Origin of the sequence: Enterobacter sp. MGH 4 (genome assembly GCF_000534735.1) — a bacterium.
Lineage (GTDB): Bacteria > Pseudomonadota > Gammaproteobacteria > Enterobacterales > Enterobacteriaceae > Enterobacter > Enterobacter intestinihominis.
This window is the reverse complement of the sequence record NZ_KI973295.1, coordinates 144,005-156,715: the sequence shown is the minus strand read 5'-3', so window position 1 is coordinate 156,715 and position 12,711 is coordinate 144,005. Positions and strand designations below refer to the sequence as shown.

Sequence of the window (12,711 nt, the reverse complement as noted above, 5' to 3'; positions counted from 1 at the left end):
GGAGGGCTCTTAAATGGCCAGAGCCAGCACCGCGCGGGCTGTCGTCTCTTCCGTCACCAGGCCATTAATACGGCGGCCCTTCAGTGCGGCATAAATCGCATCGGCTTTCTCTTCCCCCCCGGCCACGCCTACGATGGTGGGCAGCTGTGCCAGTTCATCGAGCGTGACGCCCAGTAGTTCTTTGTGGATCTCCAGCTCCTCGACGCATTCCCCTTCGGCATTGAGGAAATAGCCAAGGATATCGCCGACCGCGCCCTTGCGGGCGTACATCAACTGTTCACCTTCGCTGATATAGCCGGAGCGCAGTATCGTCGCGTCACGGCGCTGGTTCACCGAGCCAATGCCGACCACCGCCACGTCAGCGGCGGTGGCGGCGAGGATCACGTCCCGCACGCTGGTTTCGCGCTTTAAGATCCCGGCGACTTCAGCGGATGACACGCGAAGCGGGGCAGGGATCATGCTGACGCTACAGGCCGCATCCAGCTGGCCGATACCGGTCATATACGGCCCCACGCCGCCGGAGAGCGTCACCAGGCGGATCTGCTGTGAGCTAATAAAGCCGCTCAGGTGTTGCAGGCTGCTCATGGTGGTTTCACCGAAGCCCACCGCTAACAGCTGGCCGGGCTCCAGCACGCCCATCAGCGACTGGGCCGCGCCAATGCCTAACCGCACGTTCATCGGCGGCGTATTCAGGGCGGGCATCACGCGCACCAGCTTCAGGCCAAATCGTTGTTGCAACTCGGTTTCCAGCGCCAGGCAGCCCTCGTAGCGGGAGTTTATCTGCACGCGGATCACCCCGGACTGACGGCCTTTCTCCAGCAGGCGGGAGATCTTCAGGCGCGGCAGCCCGAGCCGCTCGCCGATGTCGTTCTGGGTCAGCCCGTCGTGGTAGTAGCACCAGGCCACGCGCGCCACCAGCTCCTCTTCCGCCAGTGCCAGCCCGGCAAACCGTCCTTCTTCCGCAGTGCGTTTATCGCTCATAGTTGAACTCTTATAAAAATTTAGATCATATGTTCGTGATGGTGCGGCGTGAAAATGTGAGCCACGCGACAAAACGGATCTTTTCGATCCTTCCCGGTTTATCTGAATCTCAATCGATAAAACTGTGATCCCTGCACGGTTGTAAATATAGTTCACCGTCTACGCTTTTGAACATTATTAAATCTAAAAATCATTTGTTCAATAGCGGAGCGATGATGACACCACTTCTCGAGGCACGTGACATCTGCAAACAGTTCTCTGGCGTGCCTGTGTTAAAAGGCATTGATTTCACGCTGCTTGCTGGGCAGGTGCATGCGCTGATGGGCGGTAACGGCGCGGGAAAATCGACGTTGATGAAAATCATCGCCGGGGTTGAAACGCCGGATCGCGGTGAGCTTTCGGTTGCGGGCGAGTCTTTTGCACGGCTTACCCCGTCGCAGGCGCACCGGTTAGGCATTTATCTGGTGCCACAGGAGCCGCTGCTTTTCCCCAACCTGACGGTGCGGGAAAACATCCTGTTTCGTCTGCCGCGCGAACGAGATCGGGAAAAGCGGCTGGCGGAGAAACTCCAGCAGCTGCAATGTCAGCTTAATCTCGATGCCGCTGCCAGCACTCTGGAAGTCGCGGATCAGCAGATGGTGGAGATCCTGCGCGGGCTGATGCGCAACGCCAGAATTCTGATCCTCGACGAACCCACGGCATCGCTCACGCCGGGCGAGACCGAACGCCTGTTTCGCCAGATCCGCGCGCTGCAGGATCTCGGCGTTGGCATTGTTTTTATCTCGCACAAGCTGCCGGAAATTCGCATGCTTTCGAGCCACGTCTCGGTGATGCGCGACGGCGCGGTGGTGCTGAGCGGCGAAACCGCGCACTTTGACGATAACGCCCTGATCGCCGCCATGACGCCGGTCAGCCGGGAAAAGTCGCTAAGCGATACGCAAAAGCTGTGGCTGGCGCTGCCGGGCAACCGCCGAACCCAGGCGCAGGATTTCCCGGTGCTGCGGGTGGAGGATCTCACCGGGGAAGGGTTTATCGATCTCAGCCTTGAGATTTACGCCGGGGAGATCGTCGGTCTGGCCGGGCTGGTGGGGTCCGGGCGTACCGAGTTTGCCGAAACGCTTTACGGTCTGCGTCCGGTACGCGGCGGGCGGGTGTGGCTGGAGAACCAGGAGATCACCGCCGATCCGGTCAGTTCACGTCTGGAAAAAGGGCTGGTCTATCTGCCGGAAGACAGGCAGGTGTCCGGCCTGTTTCTCGACGCGCCGATCCGCTGGAACACCGTGGCGCTGAACGAGCCGTCGCTCTGGCAGCAGCGAAAGCGGGAGTCTGCGGTAGTGGAACGCTATCACCGGGCGCTGGGGATCAAGCTCAACCATGCGGATCAAACCGTGCGCACGCTCTCCGGTGGTAATCAGCAGAAGGTGCTGCTGGCGCGCTGTCTGGAGGCCAACCCGCTGCTGCTGATCGTCGATGAACCGACGCGCGGCGTGGACGTCTCGGCGCGCGCCGATATTTATCAGCTGCTGAAAAGCGTGGCGGCGCAGAACGTGGCGGTGCTGATGATCTCAAGCGATCTCGATGAGTTTCCCGGCCTCGCGGATCGGGTGCTGGTAATGCATCAGGGCGTGCTCAGCGGCGAGCTGCCGCGCCACGCCGTCAGCCTCGACCGGATGATGGCGCTGGCGTTTGGAGGGCAACCATGAAGATCTTACTGAAAAACCGCGAGCTGAGCGCGTTTCTCGCCATTCTGGCGCTGTTCGCCGTGCTGGTGGCGCTGAACCCGTCGTACCTGAGCTTACAGACGCTGGGGATGATCTTCGCCAGCTCGCAGATCCTGATCCTGCTGGCTATCGGCGCGGCGCTGGTGATGCTGACCCGTAATATCGACGTCTCCGTCGGCTCCACCGTCGGGCTGTCCGCCATTGCCGTCGGCGTGGCTCTCAACAGCGGCTACAGTCTGCCCGTTTCCATTCTCTTCGCGCTGACGATTGGCGCGCTGGCGGGGGCGTTCAACGGTTTTCTGGTGGTGGGGCTGCGCATTCCAGCGATTGTCGCCACCCTCGGCACGCTGGGGCTGTACCGCGGGGCGATGCTGCTCTGGACCGGCGGGAAGTGGATTGAAGGGCTGCCGCCGGGGCTGAAATCCCTCTCTGAGCCTGCCGCCGTCGGCATTTCGCCGCTCGGCATTGTGGTGTTGATAATCGTGGTCACAGGCGCGTGGATACTGTCGCGCACCGCCTTTGGCCGTGATTTCTACGCCGTGGGGGATAACCTCGCCGCCGCGCGTCAGCTGGGCGTGGCGGTGAACCGCACCCGTATGATCGCCTTTACCCTCAACGGCATGCTGGCGGCCTGCGCCGGGATCGTCTTTGCCGCGCAGATTGGCTTTGTGCCCAACCAGACCGGCAGCGGGCTGGAGATGAAGGCCATTGCCGCCTGCGTGCTCGGCGGCATTTCGCTGCTGGGCGGTACCGGCACGCTGGTCGGTGCGTTCCTCGGCGCGTTCTTCCTCACCCAAATCGATACCGTGCTGGTGCTGTTCAGGCTCCCGGCGTGGTGGAACGACTTTATCGCCGGGCTGGTGCTGCTGGGCGTGCTGGTGCTCGACGGGCGGCTGCGTCAGGCGCTCTCACGGCATCAGCGGGCGCTGAAATACAGCCGTTTCCAGCCGGGTAACAGAGGGGGAAAGCACGTCACCCCGTTTCCCAAACGCAACAAAGAGGTGGCGTAAATGAGGCTTAACTGGGAAAGCGCGCTGCTGATTTTACTGGTGCTGGAGATCCTGCTCTTCGGCGCCATCAACCCGCGCATGCTCGACATCAATATGCTGCTGTTCAGCACCAGCGACTTTATCTGCATTGGTATCGTGGCGCTACCGCTCACGCTGGTGATTATCAGCGGCGGGATCGACATCTCCCTCGGCTCAACCATCGGCCTGTGCGCTATCGCGCTGGGGGTGATGATGCAGGCGGGGTGGCCGATGGCGGTCGCCATCCCGCTGACGCTGCTGCTCGGCCTGCTGTGCGGACTGGTGAATGCGGCGCTGATCCACTACACCGGCATCAGCCCTTTAGTGATCACCCTCGGCACGCTCTACCTCTACGGCGGCGGGGCGCTGCTGCTCTCCGGCATAGCGGGTGCGACGGGCTACGAGGGGATCGGCGGCTTCCCGGACAGCTTCACGGCGTTCGCTAACCTCACGGTGTTGGGCCTGCCGATCCCGCTGGTGCTGTTCGCGGTGATTACCGCTTTCTTCTGGCTGATTACCCATCGCGGGCGCTTTGGTCGGCATCTGTTTTTAATTGGCCAGAATCCGCGCGCGGCGCGCTATGCGGCGCTGTCGGTGAACGGTATGCCGTATGCGCTGTACGGCCTGGTGGGCGTGGCCTCGGCGATTGCCGCGCTGGTGATGGTCTCCTATTTCGGCTCCGCGCGTTCGGATCTGGGGCGCGATTTACTGATGCCTGCGCTCACCGCCGCCGTGCTCGGCGGAGCGAATATCTACGGCGGCTCAGGTTCGGTTGTCGGTACGGCGCTGGCTGCGCTGCTGGTGGGGTACCTGCAACAGGGTTTACAGATGGTTGGTATCCCCAACCAGGTGTCGAGCGCGCTGTCAGGGGCGCTGCTGGTTGTGGTGGTGATGGGGCGTTCGCTGAGTCTGCACCGTGAATGGGTGCGTTCTCTCTTCAGAAAACTATCCGGAGCGTAAGATGAAAACAAAACTGCTCGTCCTGGCAATGGCCCTCAGCTTCGCTTCGGCGCAGGCGGCGGACCGCATTGCCTTTATCCCAAAACTGGTGGGTGTGGGATTCTTCACCAGCGGCGGCAACGGCGCGAAAGAGGCGGGGAAAGAACTTGGCGTGGACGTGACTTACGACGGCCCGACCGAGCCGAGCGTCTCCGGCCAGGTGCAACTGATCAATAACTTCGTCAACCAGGGCTATAACGCCATCATCGTCTCTGCCGTGTCGCCGGACGGTCTCTGCCCGGCGCTGAAGCGCGCGATGCAGCGCGGCGTGAAGGTCCTGACCTGGGATTCCGACACCAAACCGGAGTGCCGCAGCATTTACATCAACCAGGGCACGCCGGAACAGCTGGGCGGCCTGCTGGTGGAGATGGCAGGCAAACAGGTCACCAAACCGAACGCTAAAGTGGCGTTCTTCTACTCCAGCCCCACCGTCACCGACCAGAACCAGTGGGTGAAAGAGGCGAAGGCCAAAATCGAGAAAGACCATCCCCAGTGGCAGGTCGTCACCACGCAGTTTGGCTATAACGACGCCACTAAATCCCTGCAAACCGCCGAGGGGATCTTAAAAGCCTATCCGGATCTGGATGCGATCATCGCCCCGGACGCCAACGCCCTGCCGGCGGCGGCACAGGCGGCGGAAAACCTGAAGCGGGAAGGGGTGGCGATTGTCGGCTTCAGCACGCCAAACGTGATGCGTCCGTACGTTGAGCGCGGCACGGTGAAAGCCTTCGGCCTGTGGGACGTGGTGCAGCAGGGCAAAATTGCAGTCAATGTCGCCGATCGTTTACTGAAAAAAGGCGATCTTAACCCTGGCGACAGCGTGGAGGTGAAAGATATCGGGACGCTGAAGGTCGAGCCGAACAGTGTGCAGGGCTACCAGTATGAGGCGAAGGGCAACGGCATCGTGCTGCTGCCGGAGCGGGTGGTGTTCACCAAAGAGAACATCAGCAAATACGATTTCTGACGGGGGAGCAAATGGCTGATTTAGACGACATCAAAGACGGCAAGGATTTTGGCATCGGTACGCCGCAGCAGAATGTGCCGTACACCCTGAAGGGCTGCGGTTCGCTCGACTGGGGCATGCAGTCCCGGCTTTCGCGCATTTTCAACCCGCAGAGCAACCGTACGGTGATGCTGGCCTTTGACCACGGCTACTTTCAGGGGCCGACTACCGGCCTTGAGCGTATCGATCTCTCCATCGCGCCGCTGTTTGGCGAAACCGACGTGCTGATGTGTACCCGCGGCATCCTCAGGAGCCAGGTACCTGCCGCGACGAACAAACCGGTGGTGCTGCGCGCCTCCGGCGGTAACTCGATTCTGGGCGAGCTGTCTAACGAGTGCGTGGCGGTGGCGATGGAAGACGCGCTGCGCCTGAACGTCTGCGCGGTGGCGGCGCAGGTCTATATCGGCAGCCCGTTTGAACATCAGTCAATCAACAACATCATCAAGCTGGTGGATGCGGGGGCGCGTTACGGCATGCCGACGCTGGCGGTGACGGGCGTGGGTAAAGAGATGGCGCGCGACGCGCGCTATTTCTCGCTCGCCAGCCGCATCGCAGCCGAAATGGGGGCCCAGTTCGTCAAAACCTACTACGTGGACGAGGGCTTTGAAAAAGTGACCGCCAGCTGCCCGGTGCCGATTGTTATCGCGGGCGGCAAAAAGCTGCCGGAGCATGAGGCGCTTGAGATGTGCTGGCGGGCGATTGACCAGGGCGCGTCCGGCGTGGATATGGGGCGCAACATCTTCCAGTCCAGCGCGCCGCTCGCCATGCTGAAGGCGGTGAAGAAAGTGGTTCACGAGAACATGAGCGCCCGTGAGGCGTTCCAGTTCTGGCAGGAAGAGAAACAGGGAGAAGCAAAATGAACGTGACGCTGGTGGAAATCAACATCAAACCCGAGCGAGTGGATGAGTTTCTGGAGGTGTTTCGCGCCAACCACGAGGGGGCGATCCAGGAGCCGGGAAACCTGCGCTTTGACGTCTTGCAGGACCCGAGGGTGAAAACCCGGTTCTTTATCTATGAGGCCTATAAAGACGAAGAGGCGGTGTTGGCGCATAAGCAAACGCCACACTATCTGGCGTGCGTGGACAAGCTCGAAGAGTTGATGTCAGAGCCGCGCAAAAAACGCTGCTTTGTGGGGTTGTTGCCGGAGTAGCGTTTTGCCCGGTGGCGCTGCGCTTACCGGGCCTACGGGGGCGAGAGGGGGCGGTGTTTGCCCGGTGGCGCTGCGCTTACCGGGCCGACATCTGCAGTATGTTGTAGGCCGGGTAAGCGTAGCGCCACCCGGCGTTTTTTACGCCTCTTCCACGCTCACCCGCAGCGCCGCCAGCGCTTTGCGCGCCGCCTTCAGCACCTGCTCACACTGCTCAATGGTGAGCGTCAACGGTGGCTCAATGCGGATGGTTTTCGAGTTGTTGAGCGTTCCCGCCACCAGTACCCGCTGGCGGAACATCTCGCTTGCGAAGCTATAACCGGTTTCGTTATCAACGAACTCAATCGCCATCAGCATCCCTTTCCCGCGTGCATCCTGTACCAAATCCGGGTATTCCCGGCCCAGCTGACGGAAGCCGTCCAGCAGCATGTCGCCTTTTTGCTCCGCCTGCGCAGGCAGGTTTTGCTCCAGCAGCACGTTGATGGTGGCCAGCGCTGCCGCACAGGCCAGCGGGTTACCGCCAAAGGTGGTGGTATGTAAGAACGGGTTGTCGAATAGCACCGAGAAGACCTCCTCAGTGGCGACCGTTGCGCCAATCGGCATCACGCCGCCGCCGAGCGCTTTCGCCAGGCATAAAATGTCTGGCTGAACGTTCTCATGCTCGCAGGCGAACATCCTGCCGGTACGTCCCATCCCGGTCTGCACTTCGTCGAAGATCAGCAGCGCGCCAAACTCATCGCACAGCTGACGCACGGCGGGCAGATAGCCCTGCAGCGGGAGGATCACGCCTCCTTCGCCCTGAATCGGCTCCAGGATCACCGCCGCCACGTCGTCGCCGGTTTTACGGCATTCACTCAGCATGGTGCGCATGGCGTTGATGTCGCCGAACGGTACGTGGCGGAAGCCCGGCAGCAGCGGCATAAACGGTTTGCGGAAGGTGGATTTGGCGGTAGCCGACAGTGCGCCCAGGGATTTCCCGTGGAACGCGCCGCTGGTGGCGATAAAGGTGAATTTCCCGCGCGGCGACTGGTACGCTTTGGCGAGTTTAATCGCCGCTTCGACCGATTCGGTGCCGCTGTTGCTGAAGAAGCTGTATTTCAGCTTACCGGGCGTTAAGGCTGCCAGCGTTTTCGCGAGCATGGCGCGAAGCGGATCGAGCAGTTCCTGGCTATGGAGAGGTTGTTTCGCAAGTTGATTCTGTACGGCGGAAACCACAACTGGATTACGGTGCCCCACGTTGAAAATACCAAAACCACCCAGGCAATCGATAAACTCCTGTCCCTGGGTGTCGACAAGCGTATTCAGACTCCCCGCTTGCCACTCTACGGCTCCGTAATCCCCGCCGGCGGTAACAGATTTGCGATACTCCAGAAAACCAGGATTCACATGCTCTTTAAAGTAATCAATGACCTCACGGTTAAGTTGTTTCATCTCCTCATGATCAAGCGTTCGCTTTTCAATGAGATTCAGTGCGTGCGCGGTACAGGCAAGAGCCGAGGCGCTGGAAGGTAACCTGTTCAAAATATGCTCCCGGGGATCGCGTATCACATGATACTGAGTTAAGTATTGCAGGGATTACGCCACCTCAGATGCCTTAACAAAAATCGGGATAAACGCCAGGTGAAATCAAAGTTGCACAATATTTAATCATGCCATCGCGCGCCGCACGGGATAAGGGATAACGAGCCGGGGATGGGGTTTCGTCAATTGCACTGCTCCAGGGCAGGAAATGCGCCTTAAGTGTGCGCCGGGGGATAATGCTTTGTAGGTAGTTTCGTGTTGAAAGTATTTTAAATCAATTAATTAGAAAAGCGTACGAAAAGTGCGGTTTAACAGAGATTTGCGATCTCAATCATATTTAACAACTAAAGATAAATTTTTTATCGCCGAAAAAACATAAGCCACAAAATTAACATTCAAATAACCTGCAAGGGATGCTCACTATGTCCTCTCCTGACTATGTCACCCAGAATGAATATCCGCTGGACGATGACACCACGCTTATGTCGACTACCGACCTCCACAGCTACATGACCCACACTAACGACACCTTTGTGCAAGTGAGTGGCTTTACGCTTCAGGAGTTGCTCGGGCAGCCGCACAACATTGTGCGCCACCCGGATATGCCGAAAGCGGCTTTTGCCGACATGTGGTACACGCTGCAAAAGGGCGAGCCCTGGAGCGGGATTGTCAAAAACCGACGTAAAAATGGCGATCACTATTGGGTACGCGCCAATGCGGTACCAATGGTGCGTAACGGCCAGATGACGGGCTATATGTCCATTCGTACCCGCGCCACCGAGGACGAGGTCGCCGCGGTGGAGCCGCTTTATAAGGCGCTCAATGAAGGACGTAGCAAAAAACGCATTCATAAAGGGCTGGTGGTACGCAAAGGCTGGCTCGGCAAATTACCGGCGATGCCGCTGCGCTGGCGCGTGCGTAGCGTAATGGCGGTACTTTTTGCGGTGATGACTGCAACGCTGGTTGCCAGTGCCGCAGGCTGGGCTTCGCTGGTGGCGGCAGCCGTGGTGATGCTGCTTGGCACCCTGGTGTTTGAGCAACAGATTGTCCGCCCGGTGGAAAACGTCGCAAGGCAGGCGCTCAGGGTCGCTACCGGCGAGCGTAACAGCGTGCAGCATCTTAACCGCAGCGATGAACTGGGGCTGACGCTGCGGGCCGTCGGACAACTGGGGCTGATGTGCCGCTGGCTGATCAACGACGTCTCCAGCCAGGTGGTGAGCGTGCGCGACGGCAGCGACAGGCTGGCGCAGGGTAATGAAGATCTCAACGACCGCACGCGCCAGACCGTGGCTAACGTGCAGCAGACCGTGGCAACAATGAACCAGATGGCGGCGTCGGTGCAGAGTAACTCTGAGACCGCAGCCGAAGTCGACAAGCTGTCGATGGCTGCCAGCAGCGCGGCCACGCAGGGCGGCACCGTGATGCAGACCGTGGTGAAAACCATGGATGACATTGCCGACAGTACCCAGCGCATTGGCTCTATTACCTCGCTTATCAATGACATCGCCTTCCAGACCAATATTCTGGCGCTGAACGCCGCGGTTGAGGCGGCACGCGCGGGCGAACAGGGGAAAGGCTTTGCGGTGGTGGCGGGCGAAGTGCGTCATCTTGCCAGCCGCAGCGCGAACGCGGCTAACGATATTCGCAAGCTGATCGACGCCAGCGCCAGCAAAGTGCAGTCGGGCGCCGATCAGGTCCACGCCGCGGGACGTACCATGGATGATATTGTCGAGCAGGTGAAAAACGTCACGCAGCTTATCGCGCAGATCAGCCACTCCACCTCCGAGCAGGCGACAGGCCTGACAGAGCTGACCCGTGCCGTGGCAGAACTGGACAGCATTACGCAGAAAAATGCTGACCTGGTCGAAGAGAGCGCGCAGATTTCCGCGATGGTTAAGCACCGGGCCGGACGTCTTGAAGATGCGGTTACCGTGCTGCATTAAGAAATGCATGCTTCGATAAAGCCGTTTATTCCTCCGGGGTAAACGGCTTTTTTGTTTTTCAGAATAAGTTATGTTGTTAATGAAATATTAAGTAACTAAAAAAATCACCCGATTTTTAATTGTTACGCCCCGGATTTATTGAAAGTGAGAAATAAAAAAACGATCAAAGTCATAAAGTTAGCTCTTTTCCTACCGATAACAGCGATCGTCTGAGAAATAATCACATCGATGGGGTAAATATGTTCATACATGACGTAAAGATCGGCACGAAATTATTTCTGGCGTTTGGATTATTTATTGTCCTGATGGTCGTCAGCGCAAGCTTGTCTCTGATGAGCCTGAATCGGGCAAACAATGGAATGCAAACCATTCTTACCAGCGACTATCCAACTACGGTAAAAGCGAACCAGTTAATCGACAACTTCCAGGAATTTATCAGCACGCAGCAGCTCATGCTGCTGGACGAACAAGGAACGTACACGACGCAATCAGAACAGCGTCTGAAGGCGATAAGCGAGCGCATCACCGCAATCCTGAGCGAGCTGGACAACGCTCTCAAGGATAAAAAATCCCAACAGGTGCTGGCGGACATCCACGGCGTACGCCAGCAATATCTTGACTCGCGCTACCGCATTTTGCAGGCCGTGCAGAATAACGACCGTGCGGGCGCGATAAACGAGATGATGACCAACACCCTGGACCTGCAACAGTCTTATAAAGCGAAAGTGCAGGCGCTGATTGCGATCCAGGATCATGAAATGCAGAGTGCGGGCGAGCAGGTGGAAGGCGATTTCCGCACTAATCGTCTGCTGCTGATCCTGATTACGCTTTTCAGCGTCGCGGCAGCCAGCCTGACTGGCTGGTTCATTGTGCGATCCATTACCCGCCCGCTGAACGACGCGGTGAATTTTGCGGAGGCCATCGCCGATGGCGATCTCACCGGCAGCATTACCTCGCACGGTAAAGATGAAACCGGACTGCTCCTCACCGCATTGATGGAGATGAAAACGCGCCTGCTGGAGATTGTGCAGCAGGTGCAAACCGGATCGGAAAACATCTCCAGCGCCGCCGCGCAGATTGTCGCAGGCAACCAGGATCTGGCTGCCCGCACGGAGGAGCAGGCCAGTTCCGTTGAGCAGACGGCCGCGTCGATGGAGCAGATTACCGCCACGGTAAAGAACACCGCGTCCCACACCGGAGAAGCGACGAACCTGTCTGCCGATGCGGCTGCCGTGGTCAAAAACAACGGCGAGATGATGAAGCAGGTCACCAGCAAAATGCGCCTGATTAACGAAACATCGAACAGGATGTCCGACATTATCGACCTGATCGACGCCATTGCCTTCCAGACCAACATTCTGGCGCTGAACGCGGCGGTCGAAGCGGCGCGCGCAGGTGAGCATGGTCGCGGCTTTGCGGTGGTGGCGGGCGAGGTACGCCAGCTCGCGCAGAAAAGTGCAACATCTGCGAGTGAGATCCGCCAGCTGATTGAAAGCTCCACAAGCCAGACGCAGGACGGCATGAACCTTGTGGAGAAAGCCAGCGGGCTTATCAACGGCATGGTCGGCAACGTGGAAGAGATGGACGTCATCCTGCGTGAAATTCGCCAGGCCAGCCATGAACAGACGGAAGGTATCTCGCAGATCAACAGCGCGATTGGCCTGATAGACGCCACCACCCAGCAGAACTCCGCGCTGGTGGAGGAGTCCGTTGCGGCGGCGGCATCCCTTAACGAACAGGCGATGCACCTGAAAGAGCTGGTCCGCGTGTTCCGCGTGAGCGACGGCGTGCTGGCTTAATCCAGCTGGGAGATCTCCAGTGCCGCGCGGTCAATCACGCCGATAATCTGTTTTAACTGCGCGTCGCTGAGTTCTCCCTGATTAACCTTCAGATCCAGAACCGCTTTGAAGTTATCCAGCGCCCGCTTCATCTGTGGGTTTTTGCGCAGCTGGAACCCGACGGAGCGCGCCTTGATACGCGTCTGGATCTGCTCCAGCTGTTCCCGATTGTCATCCAGCCATTGCTGCCCGGCGGCGTTAATCGCAATCCGCTTACGGCCGTTCTCTTCTTCGGTAATGGTGATCAGCGCCTGATCCTGCAAGTAATCCAGCGTCGGGTAGATCACGCCAGGGCTTGGCGTGTAATGTCCCTGCGTCAGGTTCTCGATCTCTTTAATCAGCTCATAACCATGGCTCGCGTTGCGGGTCAGGATATCCAGGATCACCAGCCGCAAATCACCATGGCCAAAAAATCGTGGCCGGCGTCCGCCGCCGTCGTGTTCGTGTCGCATGTTTCTTCCTCAATTTGATATATCTAAACTATATCTAAGATATATTCAGATGCAATCTAAAAGATCTTGATTTCTGAG

Annotated in this window: 11 protein-coding genes; 8 read left to right on the top strand and 3 right to left on the bottom strand. The window is 58.7% G+C overall.

All coding sequences use genetic code 11. From position 1 onward, the window contains the following. Positions 1–9 precede the first annotated feature (9 nt). Positions 10–981, bottom strand: a complete 972-nt coding sequence (gene lsrR, locus L350_RS05350) for a transcriptional regulator LsrR (protein ID WP_022649464.1) — start codon at positions 979–981, stop codon at positions 10–12. 215 nt (positions 982–1,196) lie between these two features. Between lsrR and lsrA the strand changes: the two genes are divergently transcribed. The 6 genes from lsrA to lsrG are packed head-to-tail and all read left to right on the top strand — an operon-like array spanning position 1,197 to position 6,882. Next, positions 1,197–2,684 (top strand): autoinducer 2 ABC transporter ATP-binding protein LsrA, encoded by a 1,488-nt coding sequence (gene lsrA / locus L350_RS05355; RefSeq protein ID WP_032626352.1) that lies wholly within the window; start codon positions 1,197–1,199, stop codon positions 2,682–2,684. Then, entirely contained in the window at positions 2,681–3,712 is a 1,032-nt protein-coding gene (lsrC, locus tag L350_RS05360) for an autoinducer 2 ABC transporter permease LsrC (RefSeq protein ID WP_022649462.1), read from the top strand. The genes lsrA and lsrC overlap by 4 nt, the downstream gene beginning before the upstream one ends. Next, positions 3,713–4,690: an autoinducer 2 ABC transporter permease LsrD gene (gene lsrD, locus L350_RS05365; RefSeq protein ID WP_032626350.1), complete on the top strand. Its 978-nt coding sequence runs from the start codon at positions 3,713–3,715 to the stop codon at positions 4,688–4,690. A 1-nt stretch (position 4,691) separates the two neighbouring features. After that, positions 4,692–5,693, top strand: coding sequence for an autoinducer 2 ABC transporter substrate-binding protein LsrB (gene lsrB / locus L350_RS05370; protein ID WP_032626349.1), 1,002 nt, complete (start codon positions 4,692–4,694; stop codon positions 5,691–5,693). A gap of 11 nt (positions 5,694–5,704) precedes the next feature. Next, a complete protein-coding gene (gene lsrF / locus L350_RS05375; protein WP_022649459.1) occupies positions 5,705–6,592 on the top strand; it encodes a 3-hydroxy-5-phosphonooxypentane-2,4-dione thiolase in 888 nt (295 codons plus the stop codon). Next, positions 6,589–6,882: a (4S)-4-hydroxy-5-phosphonooxypentane-2,3-dione isomerase gene (lsrG, locus tag L350_RS05380; protein WP_022649458.1), complete on the top strand. Its 294-nt coding sequence runs from the start codon at positions 6,589–6,591 to the stop codon at positions 6,880–6,882. The genes lsrF and lsrG overlap by 4 nt, the downstream gene beginning before the upstream one ends. A 138-nt stretch (positions 6,883–7,020) precedes the next feature. Here the strand turns inward: lsrG and ygjG are convergent, their stop codons facing one another. Next, positions 7,021–8,400, bottom strand: coding sequence for a putrescine aminotransferase (gene ygjG, locus L350_RS05385; protein WP_032626348.1), 1,380 nt, complete (start codon positions 8,398–8,400; stop codon positions 7,021–7,023). A gap of 422 nt (positions 8,401–8,822) precedes the next feature. Here ygjG and L350_RS05390 point away from each other — a divergent pair, with 422 nt between their 5' ends. Together L350_RS05390 and L350_RS05395 are read left to right on the top strand one after the other, a co-directional pair. Beyond that, positions 8,823–10,343 carry a methyl-accepting chemotaxis protein gene (locus L350_RS05390; RefSeq protein ID WP_032626346.1) on the top strand — a complete coding sequence of 507 codons (1,521 nt, stop codon included), beginning with the start codon at positions 8,823–8,825 and terminating at the stop codon, positions 10,341–10,343. 239 nt (positions 10,344–10,582) lie between these two features. Further along, on the top strand, positions 10,583–12,142 hold the full coding sequence (locus L350_RS05395; protein ID WP_032626345.1) for a methyl-accepting chemotaxis protein: 1,560 nt from the start codon (positions 10,583–10,585) through the stop codon (positions 12,140–12,142). Here the strand turns inward: L350_RS05395 and L350_RS05400 are convergent. Continuing rightward, positions 12,139–12,633 (bottom strand): PadR family transcriptional regulator, encoded by a 495-nt coding sequence (locus L350_RS05400; RefSeq protein WP_017382401.1) that lies wholly within the window; start codon positions 12,631–12,633, stop codon positions 12,139–12,141. The genes L350_RS05395 and L350_RS05400 overlap by 4 nt on opposite strands. Positions 12,634–12,711 lie beyond the last annotated feature (78 nt).